Below are 26,126 nucleotides of genomic sequence, written 5' to 3'. Positions count from 1 at the left end.
GGAATTGCCGCCTTTACGCGATCGTTATTTAAGGTGTGCGGAGCTTGGATCGTCGAACCAGAAGAGGTCTGGGCGATAGAGGCCGAAGTGGGCGCCGGGCTCCCAGTTGTACATCGCTTTGCGCGGCACATTGCGGAGCAGCTTGTTGATCCAGACCGGCTGCGGTACGTCAGCGACAAGTCCGATGACGAACTGCTGGTCCGCATGAATGGCCATCATTTGCTGCCAGATCTCTGTCCTGTCGCCATCATCCTGGGTACGGCGCCAACGATCGTAGAGAGTCAGAAGACGTTCGGCTTCGGGAATGCTGGGTCGCTCGCCCGCCTTGCCGCTGGTCTCGTAGAAGTTGCCCCATTGCGACCATTGCCATTGCACCTGATTGGTCGGCGCCCATTCGGCTGGCGACATGGCGGCCGTGGCGAGACCATTTTCGGCACCGGGTCCAATGGACATCACCGTTTCACCGGCAAAGCAGCGGTTGCGGAAGACATCCTGCTGCATGCTCTTGGTCAGAAGCTTAATGCCGAGTTCAGCCCAGCTGTCGCGGACAAGCTGCAGCGCATCGACCTGATCGGCGCTGTCACCGCCTGCCTCCACCACAATGGTCATCGGGCGGCCATCGGGCAGCAGGCGCTGATTGGACGGACCCAGATCGTTGCTGCCGCGCTTCAGGCCGATTTCATCGAGCAACGCATTGGCTTGCTTGAGGTCGAAGCGACTCCAGCCCAGGCGCATAGCCTGACGATAGAGCGGGCTTTCCTTCAGCAGGCTGTTGTCGCCTTCGGTCGCGAGCCCGTAAAAAACCACGTGATTGATCTCGCGACGATCAACACCGAGTGAAAGAGCGCGCCGGAAGCGCACGTCGCGCATCAGGTCGCGCCAGACAGGATCGGCGGCGGTCAGATTGGGGTAGAGCGCGAGATGGGCGCCGCGGCCGGTATGCCAGAGGTCGACCGATGCCCCGCGATCCTTGGCGGCCTGCTTCAGGAAGGCGTAGTTGTCGAACATCAGATAGCGGGCCTGAAGATCGGCCTCGCCAGCGCCCGTCTTGACGGGGATAATCTTGCTCTCGGCAATCTGCATCACCACCCGGTCGATATAGGGCAGTTGTTGCCCCTTGGCGTCGACCCGATGGAAATAGGGGTTGCGGGTGAAGACAAACCGTTCCGATGGCGCCTTTGTCCGATTGACCCAAGGGTCCAGCGTCGGCAGATCAGGGTTGTCGTTGCGATATTGATTGTCCAGGCGGTTATGCAGGGCGGGCCAGCCGCGGGCGCCCTTCTCCTTGGCCAGTTTCGCCAGCGCATCCTTGTCGGTATAGCGCCCGTGGAACTGCTTCAGATACTGCGAGGGCCGATAGATATAGACTGGTGCAGCCCCGGCTAGATCGTTCAGGAATGTCGGGTTCGGCTGGTCCCAGGTGTAGCGTACCGTCCATTCATCCAGGATTTCGACCTTCGGCACCTGACCGTCGACCAGCAGCTGGATCGGCGGGCCGGTGGGCGAAAGCTCCTTGTTGAGCGCGACGTCTTCCCAGAAATAGCGGAAATCTTCGGACGTGAAGGGCTGGCCGTTGGACCATTTGTGCCCTTCGCGCAGGCGGAAGGTGAATATCCGGCCTTCAGCCACATCCACCTTTTCCAGAAGATCCGGCTTCAGGTTGAAGTCCGCGTCATAGGCGACCAGACGGCTGTAGCCATAGACAGCCATCAGCCGCACGTCCTTGGGGCTAGCGCCTAACAAGCGCAACTCGCCACCATATTGGCCGGGCTCACTTCCCGTCGGCACAGATTGTAGCGGCGTTACCGGCAGCCGCATCTCCACGGTTGGAAGCTTCTGCTGCGCAACATCCGCCTCGAGTGCCGGACTCTGCGTCCAATTGGCCGAGGCGGGCAGGGTGGCCAGTACGGCTGCCAGGAACAGAGGGGTGAAGGAGGGCTTCATCGGCATCTCCCGTCAGGCCGCCGACCGGACCAGATGGCCGGGCTGCACTTCGATGAGGCTGGGGGTATGGTTCTGATCGATCCGAAAGGCTTCGGGCCAAGCGGTCGGGTTGGAGGCCTTGCCTTCCATGATGCGGGTGAAGTCGAGTGGCCGATCCAGGTCGGCAACCGGTACCGCCGACAAAAGCGCTTGGGTATAGGGGTGCTGCGGGGACGCAAACAAGCTCGCCCGGTCCGCGACCTCTACCAGATGGCCGGCACACATGACAGCGACCCGATCGGCGACATAGTCGATCACCGCCAGATTATGGCTGATAAAGAGATAGGTCAGGCCAAGTTCTTCTCGTAAATCTTTGAGAAGGTTGAGAATTTGTGCCTGGATAGAAACGTCGAGGGCAGACACGGGCTCATCGCAGATCAGCATGTCAGGCCGCAAGGCTAGTGCCCGGGCGATACCGATACGCTGGCGCTGACCTCCGGAGAAGCTATGGGGGTAGCGGTTGATGGCCCGGGGATCGAGCCCGACGAGTTGCATCAGCTTCTCGACCTTGGCGCGGCGCTCGTCCGAGGTGCCGATATTATGGATCGACAGAGGTTCGGCGATCACCTGGCCCACGGTCATCCGGGGATCGAGGGAGCTGAAGGGATCCTGGAACATGAACTGAAGGCGGCGGCGGAAAGATTTGAGGTCGTCGCCTTCCAGCGCGAGCACATCGATATCGCCTTTTGGATCGGCGAAGGTGATGCGGCCGCTGTCGGGGCGGATGGCCCGCATGATCATCTTCGACAGGGTGGTTTTGCCGCAGCCGCTTTCGCCGACCAGCCCCAGGCATTCGCCGCGTCGCACGATCAGCGAGACATCGTCGACGGCTTTGACCAGACCGCCGCCGCCTTGGCCAAAAAGCCCGGTCCCGCGCTGCTTGAAGCTCTTGGTGATATTTTCGACGATCAGCAGAGGCGCGCCGGCTGCGTGATCGCAGACGGCGCCTGCACCAAAGAGCTGTTTGCTATCGGCGCGCGGATAATCGCGGATCGGTTGAAGCCGCTCGCCTTCCGCTCTATCGAGGTCCGGAACCGCCCGCAGCAGTGCTTTCAGATAAGGATGCTGAGGGTTCTTGAACACGTCGGCGACCGAGCCGCTTTCAACGATTTTGCCGTGGTACATGACCACCACCCGTTCGGCGACATTGGCGACCACGCCCAGATCATGGGTGATCAGCAGCATCGCCATCTGAAGATCCGCCTGCAGATCCCGCATCAACTTCAGGATCTGGGCTTGAATGGTGACGTCCAGCGCGGTGGTCGGTTCATCGGCGATCAGTAGGGCGGGGCGACAGACCAGCGCCATGGCGATCATGGCACGCTGGCGCAGGCCGCCCGACAGTTCGAACGTATAGGCGCGATAAGCGCGATCCGGATCCTTGAACCCCGCCAGCCGCAGCATTTCGATGACCAGTTCCCGTCCGCGTGCGACGTCCACATCGCGGTGCAGATGCAGGGCCTCGCTGATCTGATCACCGATGGTATGCAGCGGGGACAGGGCGGTCATTGGCTCCTGAAAGACGATGGCGATCCGTCCGCCGCGAATCGTGCGCATCTCCGGCCCATTGTCGGACAGGGTGGCTAGATCGATTTCGCTGCCTTCCTGGGCCGGGTCACGGAAGAGAATCTGTCCTCCCGTAACCTTGGCGCTCGCAGGCAGGATGCCCATGATAGCCTGGGCCAGAACCGACTTGCCCGATCCGCTTTCCCCAACCAGCGCAACCGTGGAGCCTGCGGGAATATCGAAGCTCGCCCCTTTGACTGCCTTAAGGCCGCCACTTGCGAGGCGAAACTCTACTTCCAGGTCCTTGATCGACAGAACGTTCATCAACGGTCCCAACAAGTGGAATTGACGGGTGCACTCTTATCAATCATAACGCGCCCCCTTGCCGGAATATAGCTGTGCGACCTGTTGGTAGGGCGATAAAAAAGTCGTGGTTCTACGGTTAATGCGCATAAGATAACGGTTAGTTCCTTTTCAGGCTCCCCTGTATGCAGAAATCACTCTTCAGTTTCATTCTAAAATTCAGCCTGAAGCAGCAGATCATCATTCTGGCTCTGACGGGTCTATCTTTCCCGTTTCTCTATTATTCTCTCGACCTTCCCAAGCAGATTATCAACGAAGCCATACAGGGTAAGGACTTTCCAAAAGAATTTTTAGGATATTCCCTTGGTCAGATCGAATATCTGGCGGCATTGAGTGGAATTTTTCTGGCGTTGGTATTTATCAATGGCTGGTTCAAATATTTCATCAATGTCTATAAGGGGCGGGTGGGCGAGCGGATGTTACGTCGCCTGCGATACGATCTATATGGGCGCATCTTGCGCTTTCCCTTGTTTTATTTCCGCAGGACGCCGCCGGGGCAACTTATCCCAATTATTACGTCCGAAGTGGAAAATGTAGGCGGCTTTGTTGGCGACAGCTTTGCGGTGCCTGCCTTTCAGGGCGGCACGCTGCTGACGATCCTAGTTTTCATGTGTATGCAGGACCCGATCCTAGGCGCAGCCGCCATCGCGCTCTATCCCTTCCAGATCTATGTGATCCCGAAGCTGCAGCGGAAGGTGAACAACCTTTCCAAGCAGCGGATCCGTCTGGTCCGCGATCTGTCGGACCGGATCAACGAGACGGCGCTGTCTTTACGTGAAATCAGGGCGCATGGCACCGACCGTTATCATCTGGCGGACTTCAGCGCGCGGCTCAGCAAGAACTACTGGATCCGCTTCGAGATCTATAAGTGGAAGTTTTTTGTCAAATTTCTCAATAACTTCCTGGCGCAGTTGACGCCATTTTTCTTCTATTCCATCGGCGGTTATCTGGTCATCAAGGGCAACCTGTCGATCGGTGCTCTGCTGGCGGTCATTGCCGCCTACAAAGACCTGAACGCTCCCTGGCGCGAACTGCTCGACTTTTATCAGCAGATGGAAGATGCGCGGATCAAGTACCAGCAGGTCATTGAGCAGTTTAATCCGGCGGGTATGCTCGTCAGCGAGCGTGCGGGCACCGACGGGCAGGGCGAGCCGTCGGCACCCGAGCCTCTGGCCGCTGTCGGCGTTACGTCCTTCGACGATAATGGCACTCGCGTCCTCGATGGCCTGAATTTGGAGATCCCGGCTGGGACTTCAATGGCTATTCTCGGCCCCTACAATGGAGGCAAACATGAGTTGGCGCAGATTCTTTCCGGTCTGGTCGAGCCCCAATCCGGGTGCGTGCAACTGGGCGGCGTCGATATGGCGGACCTGCCGCTGGGACAATTGAATCGTCGTCTGGCCTATGTGGGGTCGGAAACGATCCTGGCGTCCGGAACGGTCTTCGACAATTTGATATACGGTCTGCAGGTCCAACCTCAAGCCAACGATCTACTCGATCAGGCGGCTCGCCTCCAGCGCGAGAGGGAGCGTGCCGAGGCGGAAATGACGGGCAATTCGCCCGACGACATCGAATCCGACTGGATCGATTACCCCGCAGCGGGTGCCGAGGCGCGTAGTGATCTTCTGGTGCAGATCATCCAGATTCTGCGCGACACCGAACTGCTGCCCGAAATGCGGGAATATGGGTTGCGTGGGCGAGCAGATCCGGTGGAGCGGCCGGATATCGCGGAACTGGTGCTAGAGGTTCGCAAGGTTCTGCGGGCGCCGTTGTCGCAACCCAAACTGCGGGCCTATGTCGAATTGTTCGACAAGGACAGCTTCAACAATCAGGCATCGCTGGCGGAAAATCTGCTGTTCGGCGCGCCTGTCGGGCCAGTATTCCAGGGCGATGCCCTTGGCAAACATCCGTTTGTGCTGTCGATCCTGAAAGAAATCGGGCTCTATCCGGTGCTGGTGGAAGCGGGCCGCGAAACCGCCCGGCAGATGATCGAAATCTTTAAGGATCTCCCGGCTGGGCACGAGTTCTATAATCGTTTCAGCTTCATTTCGGCAGAAGAGCTGACGGAGCTGAATGAGCTGGAAAGCAAGCTGGCACGAGGCGGCGCCCTGAGCGCAACGATCGAGGCCAATTATATTGCCCTTGCTCTGCGACTTGTTCCGACGCGTCATCGCCTAGATGTTGTGGACGATGATCTGCGGGCCGGGATCGTGAAGGCGCGCCATCGGCTCGGCGAAACTCTACCCGAGACACTGCAGCCTTCGGTCGAATTCTTCAATATCGAACGATACAATGGTGCTTTGACTCTCCTGGACAACATGCTCTTCGGGCGCTTGGCGCCCGGCCAGGGCGGAGCGGAGAGCCGGATGCGTCAGATGATTCGGGACGAATTGGAAAAGGCTGATCTGCTTGGTCCGTTACTCGAAAAGATCATCGACGTCGGATTGCATTACCCGGCGGGCGTTGCAGGCGGTAACCTCAGCCCTTCTGTGCGTCAGCGGTTGGCTCTGGCACGCGCGCTGATCAAGCGGCCGAATATTTTGGTGCTCGACGACCCGCTCGCGTCGCAGGAGACAGCCCTGCAAACCAAGATGGTTGCTAATCTTCTTGCGCGATCCGATATGACTATCATCTGGGTTCTTCAGCGCGGGTCACTGGCTCGCTCGTTCGAGCGTGCCGCGGTGATCGAAGAGGGAAGAGTCCTGGAGGAAGGCGATATCAAAAGTCTGGGTGAGGCGTCTTCGCACTTGTCCAAGTACTTGAACGCAGATTAGCATGATTCCGACGCGCGGAAGGTTTAAGGCGAGAATACGGATATGAGCCTGCACCAGGAATGCCAGATGCTTCGCAATGTGCCGATGTTTGCCGGCCTTGATGGCTCAAAGCTCAAGCTTCTGAGCTTCGCCAGTGATCGTGTCAGTTTTATGCCCGGTGAGGAGTTCATCCATCAGGGTGAGCGTGGCGAAGATGCTTTTCTCATTCTGGACGGCACCGCCGAAGTGGTTGTCGAGACCAACCAGGGCGAAGTTGCCATGAGTGAGATGGGCCGCAATCATCTGGTCGGTATCATCGCGGTTCTTCATAACGGCTTGCGCACGGCGACGGTGCGGGCCAAGACAGATGTCGTCTGTCTGAAACTGCCCAAGGACGTTTTCTTTCACCTGATTCGTGATCTGCCTGATTTCGCGCTGGCGGTGATGCGTGAGCTAGCAGATACGGTAGACCGCACCACAATCCAACTGCGCGATGCGGTTAGTGCGGCTGAACGACTTAAAGTCAATTAACGCAATGGCTTGGGCGCGGCTTTAGTGATATGACATCAGTTGTTGTTTGCCCTGCGCTGCGCGAGGGACGCCACTGCTATGCGTAATTCAGATCATGCCGACGCCTGCGGCGGAGAAAATTGATGGCTGAACGTCGACTGCTGATCTACAGCCACGACAGCTTCGGCCTTGGCCATCTGCGCCGCTGCCGGTCGATCGCGCAGTCGTTGGTGCAGAAGAACCCGGATCTCAACGTGCTGATCCTGTCGGGTCTGCCCCTGATTGCGAGCTATATGTTCGACGAACGGGTGAGCTTTCGACTGGTTCCCGGCATCATAAAGACCCAGGACGGCGATTATCAGGCGATCAGCAAAGAAGCCGATATCCGCGATGTGATCGAGGCGCGGTCACGCGTCATCCTGGAGACCGCTAAGGAATTCAAGCCGGACGTGTTCCTGGTGGACAAGGAACCGCTGGGCGTTCGTGGCGAGGTGCTGGATACGCTGGACTACCTCAAGACCATAGGCACGCCGGTCGTTCTAGGCCTGCGCGACGTGATGGACGATCCGGTCTTGTTCGCTGCCGAATGGAGCCGCAAGCAGGCAGTTCCGGCGCTGGAGCAATATTTCGAGGAAGTCTGGGTTTATGGCCTGAAGGAGCTCTATGAGCCCCTGCGCGGCTTGAAACTGCCCAATTCCGTTAAACAGAAGCTGGTCTATACCAGCTATCTGCGCCGTGAAGAGAATGCCGAGCCGCTTGAAGAGCCCTTGGAAATCGACAAGCCGTTCCTGCTGGTGACGCCCGGCGGCGGCGGCGATGGTGAGTCGATGGTGGATTGGGTCCTGCGCGGACTTGAAGCCGATCCATCGATCCCACTGCGCATCTTGCTGGTCTGCGGTCCCTTCATGAATGCCGATGTTCGGGCAGGCTTTGAGGCGCGGGCCTCTAAACTGCCGAATGTCACCATCCTGACCTTCACCGCTGGCATGGAGCATTATATCGAGGCGGCAGCCGGCATCGTTGCCATGGGTGGCTATAATACCTTCTGCGAAATCCTCTCCTTTGACCGCCCGGCCCTGATCATTCCCCGGACCCGGCCCCGCAAGGAGCAGTATATCCGCGCTGTCGAGGCCCAGCGCCATGGGCTGCTGTCGGTGCTGGTCGACGATGATGCGAGTGATCCCCATCTGATGGCGGCGGCCTTGCGCCGGGTGCAGCATCAGAAGCGCCCGTCGGAGATTTTCATCCCTGGTCTGCTCGATGGCCATGAGATTATCGATCAGCGCTTCAATGCCCTGACCCGCCAGGAACCCGTCTATGGTTTCGCCACTGCGGCTGGGGGAGCGACTTGACGCCTGCGACCTTGTCGCCGGTCGCTTTTGTTCTTAAGGGCTATCCGCGTCTCTCTGAAACCTTCATCGCCCAGGAAATCCTGGCGCTTGAGAAGGCCGGGCTTCCGATCACCATCGTCTCGCTACGGCGCCCGACGGACAAGAAGCGCCATCCCATTGTCGATGAGATCCGCGCGCCGCTGCTCTATCTGCCCGAATATCTGCATGAGGCGCCGGGTAAGGTACTGAAATCCTGGTGGAAAGTGCGACGGCTGCCGGGGTATAGCCGGGCATTCGCTGCCTGGATCCGCGATTTCAAGCGCGATCCGACCTCCAATCGCGGGCGGCGTTGGGGGCAGGCGCTGGTGTTGGCGGCTGAACTGCCGGACGATATCGCCCGCATCCACGCCCATTTCATGCACACCCCAGGTTCGGTCGCGCGTTATGCCGCGATGATCCGCGGGCTGCCGTTCAGCTTCTCGGCCCATGCCAAGGATATCTGGACGATCCCGGAATGGGAGAAGCGCGACAAGCTGGCCGATGCGCAATGGGCCGTGACCTGCACGGGTAGCGGGGCTGATCATCTGCATGGGCTGAGCCCGGCGGATGGGCGGGTGTCGCTGGTCTATCATGGGCTGGATTTTTCGCGCTTCCCGCACTTCGACTCCGTTCGCCCTAGCCGGGATGGCAGCGGCGAGGCTGTGCAGATTCTCTCTGTCGGCCGTCTGGTTGCGAAGAAAGGCTATGACGATCTGCTCGACGCCTTGGCGCGATTGCCCACGGACCTAAACTGGCGCTTCAGCCATATCGGCGGCGGGGATGGCGAAGGGCTGCGGGCGCAGGCGGATCGTCTCGGGATCGCAGATCGGATCGAGTGGCGGGGCGCGCAATCCCAGGCCGATGTTCTAGAAGCGCTGAGGTCCGCCGATCTCTTTGTCTTGGCCAGCAGGGTCACGGACGATGGCGACCGGGACGGGTTGCCCAATGTTCTGATGGAAGCCCAGAGCCAAGCGCTTGCCTGCGTCAGCACCAATATCTCCGCCATTCCCGAACTGATCCGCGATGGCGAGACGGGCCTGCTTGTGCCGCCCCAGGATGCCGCCGCCCTGTCGATTGCCATCGAGGCACTGATCCGCGATCCGCAGCGGCGCCTAGCCATCGGGGCTGCGGGGGAGGCGCGGGTGCGCGGAGCCTTCGGTCATGAAGCTGGCGTTCAGGATCTGCTGGCGCGCTTCTCCGCTCCCTGATGCGCATCGCCTTCTATGCCCCGATGAAGGCACCGGATCATCCAATCCCCTCGGGGGACCGGTTGCTGGGACGCCTGTTGATGGCCGCACTGGAGCGGCGAGGGCACGAGGTCGATCTGCTGTGCCGCTTTCGCAGCTGGGATCGCACGGGACAGCGGCAGGAACGCCTGAAGCGGGCCGGAGAGTATCTGGCGCAGCGGCTGATCCGAGGCATCCTTGCAAAGCCGGAGGCTGAGCGACCAAAACTCTGGTTCACCTACCATCTCTATCACAAGGCCCCTGACTGGATCGGCCCCAAGGTGGCGACAGCCTTGGGAATACCCTATGTGCTGGCCGAGGCGTCGGTTGCAGGAAAGCAGGCGCACGGACGCTGGGCGATAGGATATGACGGGGCTTTGGAGGCACTGAAGGCGGCAGATCTGGTGGTGGGCCTTAATCCCGTCGATCAAGCCGGGATCGAGCCTTTTTTGAAGCCCGGATGCCGACGTCTGACCTTGCGCCCCTTCATCGATACTGAGCCGTTTCAGGCTTTGCGCCGTGACCGGGATGGTAAACAGTCGGCTGTCCCCTGGCTGATCGCTGTCGGGATGCTGCGTGCAGGTGACAAGCAGGCCTCCTACACGCTCCTGGCCCAATCCCTGATCCAGATACAGCATCTACCCTGGCGCTTAATTGTCATCGGCGATGGACCAGCACGAGGTGAGATCCAGGCTGTGTTTGCACCTATTGCTGACCGGGTCCATTGGACGGGCGCGCTGGAAGCCAATGAGGTGCGGCGCTGGCTGGCTTCCTGTGATCTTTGTGTCTGGCCAGCGATCAACGAGGCTTTTGGGATGGCCCTGCTGGAGGCGCAGGCTGCCGGTCTGCCCGTCGTGGCGGGGAATGCGGGCGGCGTCGCTACCATCGTTCGGGATGGGGAAACCGGCAGGCTGGTGCCTGTGGGCGCTATCGACAGATTTGCTGCAGGCATTGCCGAATTCCTGCAAAATGAGACGCAGCGGGCGGCTTTTGGCGCGACGGCAAAACACCTCAGTCGCCAGGATCACGACATCGAGCAAGCTTCGTTGCAGCTGGATGCAGAGCTATCGAGGGTGGTGCAATGACCTGGCTGGCGTTGGTGCGTCATGGTCCAACCGAATGGAACGCCCTTGGGCGTATGCAGGGGCGGGTCGATATGCCCTTGAGCGACGAGGGGCGCGGCAGCATCTCCCGGTCCCGCCTGCCTGTCGAATGGCTGGGCTGGACGTTGCTCGCGAGCCCGCTGCTGCGCGCCCAGGAAACAGCTCAACTGCTCGCCAATCGCAAGCCCCGGAGCGAATCCGCGCTCATCGAGCAGGATTGGGGTGCCTGGGAAGGGCGGACCTTGGCGGATATCGCTTCATCCGGGGATGAGGCGCAGGCTGGCACGGGCCTCGATTTCCTCCCGTTGCGAGGGGAAAGCCCACGCATGGTGCAGGAGCGCCTGAAGCCCTTCCTGCAGGAGGTGGCGCGTATCGGCGATCCGGTAGTTGCAGTTACCCACAAAGGTGTCATCCGGGCCATCATGGGATTGGCAACCGGCTGGGATTTCATGGGGAAGCCGCCGGTGCGTTTCGATTGGCGGGCGGGTCATCTTTTTAAGCTTGCGCCCGACGGGACTCCTACCGTTTATCAGGCGAATATCTCGTTGAGCAAACTGGACGAATGACCTCGCGATCCGTGCCTGCCAAACCGCGCCTGCTTTTCCATGTTCAGCATCTTCTGGGGATCGGCCACCATCGCCGGGCCGAGCGGCTGGCGGCGGCGTTGCAGGCATCGGGAATCGCGGTGACGGTTGCCCGCGGCGGCACGCCGGTCGAGGGCGAGAACTGGGGCGGGGCCGAGGTGCGTCAGCTTCCCAGCGCCCGTATCGCCGGAACCGACTTTCAGACCCTGATTGCCGAAGACGGCCAGCCGATTGACGACGTCTGGCGGGATCGACGGCGCGAGGCCCTGCTGGATCTGTTTCAGGAGATCGAACCGGATGCGGTGCTTCTAGAGGGGTTTCCCTTTGCTCGCAGACAGTTGCGCTTTGAACTTCTACCGCTTCTGGATGCCGTCGCAGGCTCGCGCCCCCGGCCGCTGGTGCTGACCTCGGTCCGGGATATCCTGGTCGAAAAGAACAAGCCGGAACGCACCGCCGAGGTGCTGGCGACCATTGAACGTGCCATTGATGCCGTGCTGATCCATGGCGATCCGACGGTTATCCCGCTCGAGCGCAGTTTCCCGCAGGCAGAGGCGCTGGGCGATAAGCGGATCTACACCGGCTATGTCATGCCGCCGCTGCCGACGCAGAAGGCAGCCGAGGCTTTTGATGTGGTGGTGTCGGTCGGTGGCGGGGCTGTTGGCCGGGAGTTGCTGGAGGCTGCCTTGCACGCTCGGCCACTAACCCGTTTCAAGGATCGCCCCTGGCTGCTGATTGCCGGGGTGATGGCGGCCCAGGAAACCATTGATGCTTTGACGGCGGAAGCGGGGCCGGGTGTCACGATTGCTCGCCATCGCGAGGATTTCCGGGCGTTGCTGGCGGGGGCAAAACTGTCGGTCTCGCAAGCCGGATACAACACGGTTCTGGATCTGCTGCAGGCCGGGACGCCCTCGGTCCTGATCCCCTTTGCGGCGCCTGGGGAAACCGAACAGACCTTGCGGGCTGAATTCCTGGCAGCGGCGGGGCGGGTGAAAATCGTGCCGGAGGATGGGCTTACCCCCGAGGCCGTGGCCGAGGCCATTGAGGCCGCTGCGGATCTTCGCGGCGCTTCGGTTGATTTCCAGGGGGATGGCGCGGCGGAAACGGCGCGGCAGGTCTGGCGGCTTTTGAAGGAGCGGGTGGTTGTCTGAGGTCTTTACCCCCCTGCTGGCTGAACTCGACCTTTGGCGTGCGGCAGGCCGCACCGCGACCCTCTGGTGGCGCGACGATGATGCGGTGAAGCCGACCGCCCAGTTGGAGCGCTTGATCGACCTGTCCCATCGCGGCGTGCCGTGCGGTCTGGCGGTCGTGCCGGAACCTGCCGTGCGGGAATTGGCGGTGCGCCTGCTGGAGGAGCCCTTTGTCGAGGTTCTGCAGCATGGGTTTGCCCATACAAACCATGCGCCGCCGGAGGTGAAGTCGGCCGAATTCGGCGCTCACCGCGATCTCGAAGACCGCGTGGCCGATCTTTGCGCCGGACGAGATAAACTGTGGCGGCTGTTCGGCGAGAAGTTCGTCCCGGTTCTGGTGCCGCCCTGGAACCGTATCGGCGAGGATCTGCTGCCGGAACTGGCGCAGATTGGCTATCGAGGGTTATCGACCTTCGAGCCGCGCAAGGCGGCTGGTGCATATGGCTATGTTCCCATCAACACCCATGTCGATCCCATCGCCTGGCGCGCGGGCAAGACCTTCCGGGGGGCCGAGCATAGTCTGAAGCAACTGGCGGGGCACTTAAGCCGACGCCGCCTGGGCGAGGTGGATCCGGAAGAGGCAACGGGGCTCCTGACCCATCACCTCGTCCATGAGGAAAGCCTGTGGCAGTTCCTGGAGGACCTGTTCGCGGTGCTCGCGGATCGCCGGGAAGTTTCCTGGTTGGCGCCAAGCCAAATGTGGGGCTGATCCTTTGAGTTGTCATCCCGTGGCTTGACCACGGGATCTCCTCCGGGAGCTTGTCCAATTCTAATCGTGATAGGGTGGAAGGGCGCCCGGAGGAGACCCCGGGATCAAGTCCCGGGGTGACGATCCAAACGAACGGGAAGCCGCGCTACTCCTCCGTTTCCGGCGTGGGCTTTGCCGCCCAGTCAGCGCCCATCCTTGATAGTGCCGGATAGTCGGTCTTGCCGGTACCGAGCAGCGGCAGCTTATCGACGATCTTCAGGTTGCGCGGGACCATGATCTCAGCGATGCCCTTCTCCCGAGCCTTTGCCAGCAGATCCTTTGCCGTCGCGTCCTGACGAGTCGTGACCAGCACCAGTTGCTCGCCCTTACGGGGATCGGGCAGGGCGATGACGGCATGGCTTTCGCTGGGCCAGACGTCGTTGGCCAGCATTTCGGCGGCCGCAAGGCTCACCATTTCGCCCGCGATCTTGGCAAAGCGCTTGGCACGCCCCTGGATGGTGACGAAGCCATCCTCGTCCACCGAGACGATATCGCCGGTATCGTACCAACCCTCTTCGGGCTCCTGCAGCAGGCCCGGTGCCTCGGCTTTCAGATATCCGAGCATGATGTTGGGACCTCTCACATAGAGGCGGCCACCCTTATCGATGCCCGGCACATCCTCCAGGCGGTACTGAATGGCCGGCAGGAAGCGCCCGACTGTGCCGGAGCGGAAGTGCGCGGGGGTATTGACCGCCAGCACGGGCGAGCATTCGGTGACGCCATAGCCCTCGTAGATCGCCTTCTGAAATTTCTCCCAGAAGATCTTGCGTGTTTCGTCCTTCACCCGCTCGGCACCCGCCACGATGAAGCGCATGCTCTGAAAATCCTGCGGGCGCCCCATGCGGGCATAGCCAGCAAGGAAGCTGTCGGTGCCGAACAGCACTGTGGATTGCTCGGCATAGGCGAGTTCCGGCACCAGCTTGTAGTGCAGCGGGCTTGGGTAGAGGAAGGTGCGGATACCCAGCAGCAGTGGCAGGATCGTGCCACCCGTCAGCCCGAAACTATGGAAGACGGGCAGGGCGTTGAAGAACTTATCCGACGGATTGAGGTCGGCCACAGCGGCGATCTGCGCGCAGTTCGCCAGGATATTGGCATGAGAGAGCACGACACCCTTGGGCGTGCCTTCCGAGCCGGAGGTGAAGAGCACCACCGCCGGGCTGCTCGGGTCGCTGGACGCTCCCGGCAGGCGGCGGGGAAAACGGGACTTCCAAAGGCCGGAGAGCTTGTCGCCCGTGCCGATGGTCTTGCGGATGTCTTCCAGATAGACGACCTGGACCTTGGCCGCGACAGCCTCGATTACCTTGTCGAGCTTACCTTTCTCGATGAAGGCACGGGAGGTCAGGACGGTGCGGATGGTCGCCCCGCTGCAAGCCGACAGGATATTGTCGGCACCAGCCGAGAAATTCAGCATCGCGGGTACCCGGCCATAGGCCTGGAGACCGAAGAAGGTCGCCACGACACCAACCGAGTTCGGCAGCAGCACACCGACACGCTCGCCGGGTTCGCTCAGCTTGGCGAGCTTGGCACCCAGAACGGTCGCGCCGAGGATCAGTTTGGAATAGGTGACCTCGTTCTTCAGGGCATCGGCCGCCATGATCTTGCCGGTGTCGAACTTGCCCTTGGCGGTCAGCAGCGCCCCAAAGAGCGAGCTGTTGAGACCTTCGGGCCGGAAGGCGGCATCGGACATGATGTCCTGCATCGACCGGGTGAGGGCCTCGCGTCGCTTCTTGCCCTTCAGGTCGGGATCGATGCTGCTTTTGCGCGGCGGCAGGATGGTCATGGAGATGCGGGGGAACCAGCGCTGGCGCAGCTTGCCCTCCATCCGGGAGAACTTGTGCAACTGCAGGCCTTCGATGCGTACCGGCAGGATCTCGGCATCGGCCTTGTCGGCGATGGTGCCGGGACCGTCATAGATCTTCATGAGCGCGCCGGTCAGCGTGATGCGGCCTTCCGGGAAGATCACGAGGTGGCGACCTTCCTTGACGGCCTTGATCATCGCCTTGGTCGACATCGGGTTGGTCGGATCGACCGGGAAGAAATCCACCAGATATTTGAGATACCAGAAGCGCTTGGCCTGATCGGTATCGATGGCGAACACAGGGCTGCCTGGCAGGAATGACGCCAGGAAACAGCCGTCCAGGAAGGAGAGATGGTTCACCACCACGACCGACCGTTCGCCCAGCGCCAGCGCGTTTTCCAGCCCCTTCACCTCGGCATGGTGGAAGCTTTTGAAATAGGCGCGGAAGAGGGTGCGGAACACCTCCTGCGGCAGCAGATGCGCGATCCAGAGGGCGACCAGCAGATTGGCGATGGCAGCGACGATCAGGATGCCTGCTGCATCGAGGCCGAGCATCGGCAGGGCGGCGGCGGCAAGCGCGCCCAACACCATGAAGGCGGCATTGATGATGTTGTTGCAGGCCACCATCCGCGAGCGGACTTCCGGCGCCGACATCTCCTGCAAGATGGCGTAAAGCGGCACGGAATAGAGACCGCCGCAGGCTGCCAGCAGGGCCAGGTCGATCAGCATGCGCCAGCCGCGCACGCTGTGGATCAGGGCATTCACATCGGGCATGGGACCGGCGACGGCAGCGGTTGAGGCGAAATCCCATGCGAACAGCGAGATGCCGATGGCGGCAAAGGGCACAAACCGGGCCGACACCTCACCATTCAGCAGCTTGGCGCAAAGGATCGAGCCGATACCGACGCCGATGGCAAAGACCGCCAGCAGCAGGGTCAGGACAGGTTGGCCTGCCAGGAACATTTCCTTCGACAGGATCGGCAGTTCGGTCAGGACGATGGCGCCGATGGTCCAGAACCAGCTGAGCCCGAGGATAGACAGCCAGACCGGACGGTTCGGGCGGGCCAGGGTGACCAGCTTTTTTGTCTCGCGCGGAATATTCCAGCTGACCACCAGATCGGGAGCAGCAGACGGGGCCGCGGGAACCGCCCAGGCGGCCAGCATGCCGATAAGGGCGAGGACGAAACCAACGGCAGACGTGATCGCAGGCCCGCCCTCCAGCGCGAACAGTGCGCCACCGGCGACGGTGCCGCCGACGATGCCGAGGAAGGTTCCGGCTTCGATCAGACCATTGCCCGCGACCAGTTCCTCGTCGCGCAGATGGTCGGGTAGGATTCCGTACTTCAGGGGACTGAAGAAGGTCGCCTGGGCCCCAAGACCAAAGAGAACCAGCATCAGCAGCGGAAGACTTCCGGTGAAGAAACCTGCCGCTGCCGCTGCCATGAGTACGACCTCATAGGCCTTGGTTATGCGGATCAGGCGCCCTTTGTCATAACGGTCGGCCAATTGCCCGGCGGCGGCGGAGAAGAGCGCATAGGGCAGGATGAAGACGCCACCGGCCAAGGCCACCAGCATCGGCCCATGTTGACCCGCCTGGAAGAGCGCCATCACCACAAGGGCATTCTTGAACAGATTGTCGTTGAAGGCGCCCAGCGTCTGCGTGATCAGCAGGGGCAGGAAACGCCGGGTCCGCAGCAGGGAAGAGGGAGAGGCTGACATTGCAGCTCCGTTCGCGTCAGGACAAAGGGGATGCCGCCTGCTGGGTCAGGCGGCCGGTTTCAAGGAAGCCCAGAGAAGCTGCGATCACATCTGATCGCAGCGGCAGTGAGATATGCAGGGAGGGGATGAGGGCGAAATCCGCCTCCCGTCCGGGCAGCCGCGTTTCGGCGACAGTGACGATGCTGTCGTTGTCGCCGGGAAGCAGCGGGTTATAGCCGCCCCGGCCAGTGCCGCCCGCGATCACCGCGATCTCGGCCCGTTCGGGAATGGGGATGCTGTGTTTCTCTGCCGGACTTAAGGTCAGACCGCAGGGGCCGAAGACGGTGTGAAAGCTGCGATAGCGTCCCAGAACCTCGGCCATCACGGCGCCCTGGTTCGGGCTGCCCAGCAGAACGGCCCGGCAGGTGAGGTCACGCTCCGCCATCACGGCGCGGGCGATCAGGCCGCCCATGGAATGGCCAATGAAATGGATGTCGTCGATACCGGCTTCCCGCAAGCCATCGATAACCCCATGGACCTGCGCCACATGCTCCGAAAAAGGCCGGGTCAGGCTGGGATAGGAGATATTCACGACCGCCCAGCCCTGGGCCGCAGCCGCATGCTCCAGGCGCCCCATGATCCGATAGTCCCGGCCGATGCCGTGCAGGAGGATCAGGGCGCGCTTGTGCGTGAGGGCGGGGGCTGCCGCCATTGCAAAGGCCAGACAGGCCTGCTGGTCGCCCTGGGCCGTTCTCTTGCCCGTCGGATCAAGGACGCGATGCAGGGAGGTTCCGGCCCGGCGCTGAACGCGCCAGCCTTCACGAACCCAGATATCGCCCCAAGGTTTGCGGCCGGATATACCCGGAATGCAGAGCAGCGCGCCCCAGCTCATGCCAGCACCTTGGCGCAGAGGGCGATGATCTCGTCGGCCATCGGCTCCAGATCGCGGGAGATGCGGCCATAGAGGCGGAACGTCGCCGCTTGCACGACGATGCCGACAACGGCGGCCGTCAGTAGGGCCGGATCGGCTATGGGCATCTCTCCCGCCTCGACCGCCTTTGTGATGAGGCGATGCAGAACCGCCATCGGATTCCCGCTGTCGTCCGGCGCCACGCGATTGAGGTGGGTGTGCTGATTGAGCAGCAGGAACTGGAAGAGCGTCCGATCCGCGTCATGCAGGCGGCAAATCAGGCGGATCATCGCCTCCAGACGTTCTGCAAAGCTGCCACTGCCATCGGCAATATCCTGAAGCTGCCGACCGTAGCTGGCGTAGCCCGCCTGAAACAGGTCGGCGACCAGCTCGTCCCGGCCCTTGTAGTGGGCATAGAGGTTCGGCGCGCTCATGCCGACAGCCTTGGCGATATCCCGGACTGAAACAGCATCGACACCGCGTTCGACAAAGAGCCTCAAAGCCTCCTGTCTGATCCGGTCTTTGGTCGAGGTGATGGTCATTGCAATCCGCACATGAATGAACGTTCGTTAAGTTGGTTATCGCGCCGATCGTGACCTCTGTCAAGCCTGTGTAAGCGAGATAGGGAATAACCTGTAATCATGCGGCATTCATAATAATGCATATGCGAGGTAACTATATTTTAAACGATAATTGGAAGTATATTTGAAATAAATCTGCTCGCCGGAGTTGTGGTATGCGCTTTCAGTTGAAATTACAATCAAAAGTAATCGCAACCGTTGCTGGCGCCTCGGTGCTTGCCGTTTTGATTACAGCCGGTGGGCTGTTTCGGGCGGTAGATCGCTTGATCGACAGGGCGGAGCGTCGCGAACTTGATGGGCATTACACCTATTTTCTTGGCAGCCTGACCAAGGAAGCCGAGCGCGCGGCGGCGATGGCGAGCGTGGTGGCCACCATGGCGCCGGTTCAGGATGCGCTGGGGAAGCAGGACCGCGATGCCTTGGCCAAACTGTTCGAGAGCGGCTTTAAAACCTTGAAGGCTGCCCAGGATATCGAGCAGTTCCAGTTTCATCTGCCGCCAGCGATCTCGTTCTACCGCGTGCATCAGCCAGCGAAATTCGGGGACGATCTTTCTAGCTTTCGCAAGACGGTCCTGGCAGCCAATCAGACCATGGCGCCGGTGATCGGGCTGGAGCGCGGGGTGGCTGGCCTTGGCGTGCGCGGGGTCATGCCTGTCGCATCCGGCGGTAAACATGTCGGCTCCATCGAATTCGGCACCAACTTCGGCCAAAGCTTCTTCGACCGCTTCAAGAAGGAACATAAGGTCGATATCGCCCTGCGCCTGGTGGACGAGAAGGAGATCAAGACCTTCGCTGAGACCATGAAGGACACCCGCAGCTTCAGCGATGCCGATCTGCGCGCGGTATTTGCCGAAGGGACGCCGCGTGTCCTGTCCTGGCAGAACGCGGGTAATCTCTATTCGGTTCTGGCGGCACCGGTGAAGGACTATTCGGGCAATGCCATTGGCGTTGTCGAAATCATGGTCGATACCGGCTGGTATGCCGATGCCCGCACCACCATGCGCTGGGTGGCTTCAGCCATCGCGCTAGGGGCCTTTATCATCGCAGCGGTTATCGGCTTCCTAAGCATCCGGCCGCTCTGCCGCCAGCTGATCGACCTCACGGCCCTGATGGGACGACTTGCCAAGGGGGAGACGACAGAAGAGATCCCGTCGCTTCAGGCAAAAACCGAAATCGGCGATATGGCACGGGCGGTGGCGGTTTTCCGCAACACGGCCGTCGAGAATTCGGATCTCCGCATTCGACAGGAAGCCGACAAGCGGCAGGCTGACCAGGATCGGCGCCAGGGAATGAATGATCTGGCGCGTGATTTCGAAACGTCGCTGGGCGGGATTATCGAGGGGCTGGCCTCGGCAGCATCGGCGATGAAACATACGGCTGCCGATATGACGCAAGCCGCTGGAGATGCGAACCGCCGGGCGGTCGCGGTCTCTGCGGCCTCCACCCAGGCCTCAAGCAATGTGCAGACGGTGGCGACGGCAACGGAGGAGCTATCCTCTTCTATCGGCGATATCAGCCAGCGGGTGAGTCGTTCGTCGGAGATCGCGGGCAAAGCGTCCCTGGAGGCCGAGCGGACCAACGCGACGGTTCAGAGTCTGGCGCAATCCGCCCAGACAATCGGCGAAGTCGTTGGCCTTATCGAAAGCATCGCCGGGCAGACCAACCTCCTGGCCTTGAATGCCACTATCGAGGCGGCACGGGCTGGCGAGCACGGTAAAGGCTTCGCCGTCGTTGCCTCCGAAGTAAAAACCCTGGCCAATCAGACCGCCCAGGCGACCGAGGATATCCGCAACCAGATCAAGGAAATCCAGGCGACCACCGGCGATGCGGTCTCGGCCATCAATGCCATCGCCACGACCATCACCGAAGTGAACGAGATCGCCAGTGCCATCGCCGCCGCCGTGGCCCAGCAGGGAACGGCGATGCGCGAAATTGTCGGCAGCGTTCAGCAGGCAACCCAAGGGACGGATGAGGTCAGCGCCAATATCGCGGGTGTCACCCAGGCTTCCGGTAAGGTGGGTGAGGCAGCAGGAGAAGTCCTGAATGCATCCGGCGGTCTGGTGGAGAAGTCCGACCGCTTGAAACAGGAGGTTCAGCTGTTCCTGGCCAAGGTCAAATCGGCCTGAGTATCCTCGCGGGCAAGGGTGCTTCTGGCTTCATCGACCAGCCAGCGGGCAACCAACGGCCCGCGAGGATCGCCATACCAGCGGACAACATGGACCTTGGAGGAGGGCAGGCTGGCGCTAGCGGGAAGCACTCGCACGAGCCTGCCTTCGTCCAGGGCATCCTGAACCAGCAGACTGCGGCCCAGGGCAACGCCAGCGCCCTCGGCTGCAGCGGCCAAGGCTGATCCCATATCGCGATACTTCAGACTCGGCGGTGGCAGATCATTCTGTTCCAGCCATGAGTCCCAATTCCATTCCCGTCCCCGGTCGAAGTCGCTTTCGACGGATCCTTTGTGGATCAGCGGCAGATCCTTTAGGGGCGCAGTCCCGGCAAGCCGGGGATGGCAGACGGGGAATACACTGTCGCGCGGCAGGATCAACTGATCGTCCCGATCCGTAACGGTGCTTTCAAGCTCCCACATCAGCCGCAGGTCGACCTCGGTCTCCTGGGCTTGGCGCAGATCGACGAAGGGGACGATCTCCAAAGCGATGTCCGGGTGTTGCTTGGCAAAGGAGGGTAGACGCCGGGCGAGCCACCAGCTGATCACGGCAGCGCTGGCACCTAGGCGCAACGGGGACTTCGGCATCCTGGCGGGTGGCTGAAGCCTTTGCAGCCCCTCCAGCAGCGGGGACAGCTCCCCAAGCAAAGAGCGTCCGGCCGGGGTTAAGGCAAGGCCAGGGTTTAGCCGTTCGAAGAGCTTGGCATCCATATGGGACTCGAGCAGGCGCACCCGGTGGCTGATCGCGCTTTGGGTCAGCAGCAACTCGGCCGCTGCTGCCGTGAAGCTGCCAAGGCGGGCGACGGCTTCAAAGGCAACCAAAGGGGCAAAGGGCGGCAGGCGGCGCATGGGCTATCTCCTTATCCCCTATGAAATGGATTCATGGGGCGGCGCGCAATGCTCATTTGGCAAGGCGGTCGATCTGGCGCGTTAGTGGGCCCTTCAGGCGACGGGAAGGGATAGCGGCATGCAGGGAAAGATCATTGTCGGGATCGGGGCGGGTTTTGCATCGGTGGTGATTGGCGTCGGTTGGCAGATCGCGACGCGGGCAGGGGTTACCTCCAGCCTGGAGCCGACAGATCTTGCCCTGCTACGCTATGGCGTGCCGACGCTGATTCTCGCCCCGATCTGGTTGCGGGCAGGCTTGTTGCCCGCTGGTGTTTCCAGGCTGCTGCTGTTCTTCATGGTGCTGGGGGCAGGGGCCTGTTTCGGCTTAGTCGGTATGGCGGGCGCGCAATTTGCCCCAGCGGCCCATATGGGAGCTCTCCTGCCCGCGACCATGCCGGTCTTTGTCGGCGTGATGGCCTGGGTCTTTTTGAAGGAGAGCCTGAGCAAGGCCCGCCTCATGGGGTTTGTCCTGGTGGCCATAGGCGTTGCCGCCATCGCGCTTCCTGCCTTGAGCCTGGGGAGTGGCGCCTGGCGGGGCGATCTGCTGTTCCTGGGGGCGTCGATGCTCTGGTCGATCTATACCGTGGCTTACCGGAAGAGCGGCCTGTCGCCCTGGGTGTCCTCGGCGGTGATATCGGCCTGGTCCTTTCCGATAGCGCTGATTGCCTGGCTGGTGCTGGGGTCGGGGAAGCTGCTGACGGCGCCCTTGCCGGATATAGCCTTGCAGTTCCTGTGGCAGGGGCTGCTGGCTGGCGTCGGGGGGCTTGCGACTTTCGCTCTGGCCGTCCGTAACCTCGGGGCAGGGGCCGCGGCGGCTTTTGGAGCCTTGGTGCCGGTGGCGGCCGCCCTGGCTGGTTGGGCCATCCTGGGCGAGCGTTTGGAGCCTTGGGTCGTTTTCGGCGTTATCGTGACATCGTGCGGTGTGGCGCTGGTGGCGCTCAACCGCTTCCAGCTGCCTGGATTGCGCTATAATCTGTGATGAGAAAAAACGAAGGGGAACCGGGTGAGATCGATCGCACATGTATCGCGGAAGCTGCGGTCCCATCCGGCTGTCACGGTTCCTGTCACGGCCGGTATCTCCTTGGCCAGCGGTTCCGGCCTCTATCTGGCGAGCCACGTCGCCTTTAGTGCGCTGCTGGCGCTTTTCCCGTTCCTGCTGTGTCTGACGGCGCTGGTCGCCTTCATGGGCGGTGGCCTTGTGAAGATGGAAGGCATCACCCATCTGGCCTTCGAATATCTGCCCCCCACGGTCGCGGAGACCTTGCTGCCGGTTGTCGAAGGGATACTGCGGAAAAAGCGGACGGGCTTTATCGGCTTCGGTCTGATCGGCGCGCTTTGGGCGGCTTCCAGCGGCGTGGATGCCTTGCGCGATGCCTTGACCGGTGCCTATCGGTTGGAGGATCGGCGTGCTTTCTGGAAAAGCAAACTCGTCAGCCTGGTCGGAGTCCTGCTTGCGGGGGTGGCGTTCATCCTGCTGTCGCTGGCGGTGGTGCTGGCGCCGGTGCTGTGGAAGGCGACGGCCTATTTCATTCCCTTAAGCTGGGCGGATAAGTGGGTCTTCGACATTGCGCGCTATACGGCGTCGGCGGGTGTGCTGTTCGGTGCCATCCTGGTGCTGCATCGCTGGCTGCCTTGCCAGACCATGAGTTGGCGGTTTCTCTGGCCAGGGGTGCTGACGACTTCGGTCCTATGGCTGGCGCTGGCGGCGGGGTTTTCGCTCTATGTCACCAAGCTCGGCAATCTCGGTGCGACCTATGGCAGTCTGGCCGGGGTGATCGGCGTGATGCTGTTCTTCTATTTCTCCGCCATCCTGTTTGTGCTGGGGGCGGAGGTGAATATCGCGATCCGCGATGCGACTAGACGAGATCGGGGGCCCGCGACGATGCCCGGATCACCAGCGAGGTCGGAATCCGGATCGCCTGGGGCGGTAGCTCCTCCCCCGCAAAGCGGCGCTGCAGGAGATTGACGGCCGCGCTTACGGTCTTGTCCATCGGCTGCTGGATCGTGGTCAGGCGATAGCCCGGCCAGCCCGCCATGGTGATATCGTCAAAGCCGATGATCGACAGATCGCGCGGCACCTTCAGCCCCAGGATATGCCGGGCGGCATCCATGGCGCCGAGTGCGATGGTGTCGTTGCCGCAGAAGATGGCATCGGGCGGCGTCGGGGCAGTCAGCAAGCTTAAGGCCGCAGCCTGACCGCTTTCATAGCTATAATCGCCGGATGCGCTGGCAAAGAGCGATGCCCCCTGGGCTTCAAGGGCCTCGGTGAAGCAGTGCCTGCGTTCCTGTTCGCTAAAAGCTGCCGGATTGCCACCGATATAGGCGATACGGCGGTGGCCCCCTGCCAGCAGATGCCGGGCGACCAGCCGCACGCCATAGGCGTTGTCGCAGCAGATTGTATCGACCCCCGCCGTCTCGCCTTTGCCCATCATGATGACCGGTGTGTGATAGGTCTGGGTTTCGCTGACGATGGTCGGGGAGACGCTGCCAGCGGCGACGATGATCGCATCGACCTGATAGGCCATCGCCTCCAGCATCGCGCCACCCGTCTCGTCCGTGCGGGCCGTGCGCATCAGAAGGGGTTGCCATTGTTCGGCCCGTAAGGCTCCGCACAGGATCGACAGCAGTTGCGTATCATAGAGGCTGGTCAGATCGCCGGTGACGATCCCGATCAGTCCCGTGCGGCGCTGAGTGAGCCCTCGGGCCAGGGCATTTGGCGTATAGCCAAGCTCCGATGCTGCCCGTTCCACTTTTTCTCGCGCTTTTGTGGATACGCTTGCACCGGCCGTGAATACACGGGAAACCGTGGCTTGAGAGACCCCGGCGAGCCGGGCGACGTCTTCGGAGGTGATGCGTCTATTCATGGCAAGAATCCTGCCTTTCTGCGGTATTTTCGGCAACCTGTATTTTCCGAAAATTAGTCATATATCCGTCATGGTCGTGAAATTTGCCGGTCACACGATTTCGTTAGCGTTCGATCCAGAAATTGCATACGCTTTCAATCAAGCGGGAAAAATATCCCGCAAGATTGGGACGAAACGTAACAAAGGCGGACGGGCGCACCATGCGCATTCGTTTTCATATCTCAACAGCTTTGCTGCTGTTGGTGCTGTCGGCTGTTGCCGCGACTGCGGCGGTGGGCGGTCTTGCACTCTCACGCATGGCTCTTCTCAACGAACGGTTCGCCGGAACGGCCGAGGCTGTTGGCGTCGAATTTCGTCTGGTCGCAACCTTGAAAGAGCAGGTGCTGTCCCTGGCCCGCGAGGAGCTGGAGGCGGTGCTGGCGACGGACCCCCAGGCCCTGTCCCGGCTTCAGGCCAGCGACGAAGCCCGGCGCAAGGCGATTGCCGAAGCGGTGGCGCAGGTTCGTGGCATCGAGGGCATGGGCGAGGCGGTTGCGGCGTTCGATGCGAGCTTTGCGCAATATCTGGCTGCCGTCGGTGAAGTGCGCCAGAAGGCTCAGCAATATGATCTGGCGGGTGCCTTTGAGGTGTCTTCGACCAAAAGCCGCCCGGCGTTGGAAAAGGTCGTCGCTGCGACGGGCCTGCTGGCGGACCGGATCGCCGGTCGCATGGCGGACGAGGGCAAAGCGGGCGCTGCCTTCTATGAAGGGGTGCGCAAGGATACGGTGATCCTGGGCATCGTGACCGCCTTCCTGCTGCTGGCGGGTGGCCTGTGGTTGGCACGGGTCCGGATCTCCAAGCGCATGAACGCCCTGGGTGAAGCTGTCCGCCGTATCGCTGCGGGCGAAGCGGATGCCACGGTTCCCTATGTGAACGCTGGCGACGAACTGGGCGCCATCGCCCGCGCCGCTGAAATTCTGCGCCAGGGCGAGATCGAACGGCTGCGTCTGGCGCAATCACTGGAGATCGAGCGGGTTGCCGCCCAGGAAGAGCAGCGCCGGGCGCTGGCCCAGTCGGGCGATGCCTTCGAGCAGGTGGTGCATCAGCATATTGCCGCCATCGGCACTGGATCGAGCGATCTGGTGGCGACGACGGAGCAACTGTCCAGCCTCACCGGATCGACCCTGCAGCGCATGGGGCAATTGTCCTCCACGGCCGAGGCGACCCAGTCCTATCTGGCGGAATGCCGGTCGGCGGTCGGGCATCTTGTCCAGACGCTGCATGGCATCGGCGAGCGTATCGGTGCCGCCGGCGAGATTGCGACCCAGGCGGGGAGCGAGATTTCCCTGGCCAGCAAGGCGGTGTCCGAACTCGATACAGCATCCAGCGAAATCAGCGCTGTGACGGACCTGATCTCCGGCATTGCCGAACAGACCAATCTTCTGGCCCTCAACGCGACCATCGAAGCGGCGCGGGCAGGCGAGGCGGGACGTGGGTTCGCTGTCGTGGCATCGGAGGTAAAAACCCTCTCGCGGCAAACGGCGGAGGCTACCCAGGAGATCGCGCGTCGTATCGCCGATATCCAGGCCTTTACCCGTGAAGCCGTGGGGGCTGTGGAACGGATCGCAACGACGGTCGGTCGGATCGATGATTATGCAGTCCAGGTGGGCGGCGTGATCCGGGATCAGGACGAGGCGGGCCGCCGTATCGAGAGCACGGTCGCGGCCTTGGCACAGGAGGTGTCGAGCCTCGACAGTGCCGCCGGTGCCATGCGCGATGCGACGGATCAAACTAATCTGGCGGCGTCTCAAGCCCGCGATGCGACGGGTTCGGTCGATAACCGTATCAGGCGCCTGGAGGCCGATGTATCGGGCTTCCTCGCGACCTTGCGGCAACAAGCATAATAAAAGG

19 protein-coding genes are annotated in these 26,126 nt (G+C 61.6%); 12 read left to right on the top strand and 7 right to left on the bottom strand.

What is annotated here, in order from left to right; translation table 11 throughout:
* Positions 1 to 24: 24 nt before the first annotated feature.
* Both ACFSM5_RS09645 and ACFSM5_RS09640 read right to left on the bottom strand, forming a co-directional pair.
* On the bottom strand, positions 25 to 1,944 hold the full coding sequence (locus tag ACFSM5_RS09645; RefSeq protein WP_379876123.1) for an ABC transporter substrate-binding protein: 1,920 nt from the start codon (positions 1,942 to 1,944) through the stop codon (positions 25 to 27).
* A gap of 12 nt (positions 1,945 to 1,956) precedes the next feature.
* Positions 1,957 to 3,813 (bottom strand): ABC transporter ATP-binding protein, encoded by a 1,857-nt coding sequence (locus ACFSM5_RS09640; RefSeq protein ID WP_379876122.1) that lies wholly within the window; start codon positions 3,811 to 3,813, stop codon positions 1,957 to 1,959.
* Positions 3,814 to 3,977: 164 nt separating this feature from the next.
* Here ACFSM5_RS09640 and ACFSM5_RS09635 point away from each other — a divergent pair, with 164 nt between their 5' ends.
* From ACFSM5_RS09635 to ACFSM5_RS09600, 8 genes are all read left to right on the top strand, one after another.
* Positions 3,978 to 6,626: an ABC transporter transmembrane domain-containing protein gene (locus tag ACFSM5_RS09635; protein ID WP_379876121.1), complete on the top strand. Its 2,649-nt coding sequence runs from the start codon at positions 3,978 to 3,980 to the stop codon at positions 6,624 to 6,626.
* A gap of 42 nt (positions 6,627 to 6,668) precedes the next feature.
* Positions 6,669 to 7,136, top strand: a complete 468-nt coding sequence (locus ACFSM5_RS09630; protein WP_379876120.1) for a cyclic nucleotide-binding domain-containing protein — start codon at positions 6,669 to 6,671, stop codon at positions 7,134 to 7,136.
* 122 nt (positions 7,137 to 7,258) lie between these two features.
* Positions 7,259 to 8,467: a glycosyltransferase family protein gene (locus ACFSM5_RS09625; RefSeq protein WP_379876119.1), complete on the top strand. Its 1,209-nt coding sequence runs from the start codon at positions 7,259 to 7,261 to the stop codon at positions 8,465 to 8,467.
* Complete coding sequence (locus ACFSM5_RS09620; RefSeq protein ID WP_379876118.1) at positions 8,464 to 9,693, top strand: glycosyltransferase family 4 protein; 1,230 nt, start codon at positions 8,464 to 8,466, stop codon at positions 9,691 to 9,693. The genes ACFSM5_RS09625 and ACFSM5_RS09620 overlap by 4 nt, the downstream gene beginning before the upstream one ends.
* Positions 9,693 to 10,796: a glycosyltransferase family 4 protein gene (locus ACFSM5_RS09615; protein ID WP_379876117.1), complete on the top strand. Its 1,104-nt coding sequence runs from the start codon at positions 9,693 to 9,695 to the stop codon at positions 10,794 to 10,796. Before ACFSM5_RS09620 ends, ACFSM5_RS09615 begins: the two co-directional genes overlap by 1 nt.
* The gene (locus tag ACFSM5_RS09610; protein ID WP_379876116.1) at positions 10,793 to 11,380 is read left to right on the top strand and encodes a histidine phosphatase family protein; all 588 of its coding nucleotides are present in this window, start codon (positions 10,793 to 10,795) and stop codon (positions 11,378 to 11,380) included. The genes ACFSM5_RS09615 and ACFSM5_RS09610 overlap by 4 nt, the downstream gene beginning before the upstream one ends.
* Positions 11,377 to 12,546: a glycosyltransferase family protein gene (locus ACFSM5_RS09605; protein ID WP_379876115.1), complete on the top strand. Its 1,170-nt coding sequence runs from the start codon at positions 11,377 to 11,379 to the stop codon at positions 12,544 to 12,546. The genes ACFSM5_RS09610 and ACFSM5_RS09605 overlap by 4 nt, the downstream gene beginning before the upstream one ends.
* The gene (locus ACFSM5_RS09600) at positions 12,539 to 13,294 is read left to right on the top strand and encodes a polysaccharide deacetylase family protein (protein WP_379876114.1); all 756 of its coding nucleotides are present in this window, start codon (positions 12,539 to 12,541) and stop codon (positions 13,292 to 13,294) included. The genes ACFSM5_RS09605 and ACFSM5_RS09600 overlap by 8 nt, the downstream gene beginning before the upstream one ends.
* Before the next feature lie 145 nt (positions 13,295 to 13,439).
* Here ACFSM5_RS09600 and ACFSM5_RS09595 read toward each other — a convergent pair whose 3' ends face one another.
* Genes ACFSM5_RS09595 through ACFSM5_RS09585 form a run of 3 tightly spaced genes read right to left on the bottom strand, consistent with a single transcriptional unit; the run spans position 13,440 to position 18,281 of the window.
* Positions 13,440 to 16,850: an acyl-[ACP]--phospholipid O-acyltransferase gene (locus ACFSM5_RS09595; RefSeq protein ID WP_379876113.1), complete on the bottom strand. Its 3,411-nt coding sequence runs from the start codon at positions 16,848 to 16,850 to the stop codon at positions 13,440 to 13,442.
* A gap of 16 nt (positions 16,851 to 16,866) precedes the next feature.
* Complete coding sequence (locus ACFSM5_RS09590; RefSeq protein ID WP_379876112.1) at positions 16,867 to 17,721, bottom strand: esterase/lipase family protein; 855 nt, start codon at positions 17,719 to 17,721, stop codon at positions 16,867 to 16,869.
* Positions 17,718 to 18,281, bottom strand: coding sequence for a TetR/AcrR family transcriptional regulator (locus tag ACFSM5_RS09585; RefSeq protein ID WP_379876111.1), 564 nt, complete (start codon positions 18,279 to 18,281; stop codon positions 17,718 to 17,720). The genes ACFSM5_RS09590 and ACFSM5_RS09585 overlap by 4 nt, the downstream gene beginning before the upstream one ends.
* A gap of 251 nt (positions 18,282 to 18,532) precedes the next feature.
* Here ACFSM5_RS09585 and ACFSM5_RS09580 point away from each other — a divergent pair, with 251 nt between their 5' ends.
* Positions 18,533 to 20,446, top strand: a complete 1,914-nt coding sequence (locus ACFSM5_RS09580) for a methyl-accepting chemotaxis protein (protein ID WP_379876110.1) — start codon at positions 18,533 to 18,535, stop codon at positions 20,444 to 20,446.
* On the opposite strand, the gene ACFSM5_RS09575 is transcribed toward ACFSM5_RS09580, so the two are convergent.
* Entirely contained in the window at positions 20,413 to 21,333 is a 921-nt protein-coding gene (locus ACFSM5_RS09575) for a LysR substrate-binding domain-containing protein (protein WP_379876109.1), read from the bottom strand. The genes ACFSM5_RS09580 and ACFSM5_RS09575 overlap by 34 nt on opposite strands.
* 118 nt (positions 21,334 to 21,451) lie before the next feature.
* Here ACFSM5_RS09575 and ACFSM5_RS09570 point away from each other — a divergent pair, with 118 nt between their 5' ends.
* Positions 21,452 to 22,351 carry a DMT family transporter gene (locus ACFSM5_RS09570; protein ID WP_379876107.1) on the top strand — a complete coding sequence of 300 codons (900 nt, stop codon included), beginning with the start codon at positions 21,452 to 21,454 and terminating at the stop codon, positions 22,349 to 22,351.
* A gap of 24 nt (positions 22,352 to 22,375) precedes the next feature.
* Complete coding sequence (locus ACFSM5_RS09565; RefSeq protein ID WP_379876106.1) at positions 22,376 to 23,338, top strand: YihY/virulence factor BrkB family protein; 963 nt, start codon at positions 22,376 to 22,378, stop codon at positions 23,336 to 23,338.
* Here ACFSM5_RS09565 and ACFSM5_RS09560 read toward each other — a convergent pair.
* The gene (locus ACFSM5_RS09560; protein ID WP_379876105.1) at positions 23,229 to 24,236 is read right to left on the bottom strand and encodes a LacI family DNA-binding transcriptional regulator; all 1,008 of its coding nucleotides are present in this window, start codon (positions 24,234 to 24,236) and stop codon (positions 23,229 to 23,231) included. The genes ACFSM5_RS09565 and ACFSM5_RS09560 overlap by 110 nt on opposite strands.
* Before the next feature lie 200 nt (positions 24,237 to 24,436).
* Between ACFSM5_RS09560 and ACFSM5_RS09555 the strand changes: the two genes are divergently transcribed.
* The gene (locus ACFSM5_RS09555; protein WP_379876104.1) at positions 24,437 to 26,119 is read left to right on the top strand and encodes a methyl-accepting chemotaxis protein; all 1,683 of its coding nucleotides are present in this window, start codon (positions 24,437 to 24,439) and stop codon (positions 26,117 to 26,119) included.
* The last annotated feature ends 7 nt before the right edge of the window (positions 26,120 to 26,126 follow it).

This window comes from Lacibacterium aquatile, assembly GCF_042683105.1.
Taxonomy (GTDB): Bacteria; Pseudomonadota; Alphaproteobacteria; order Elsterales; family Elsteraceae; genus Lacibacterium; species Lacibacterium aquatile.
The sequence above is the reverse complement of the archived record's forward strand: the minus strand, read 5'-3'. Positions and strand labels throughout refer to the sequence as shown.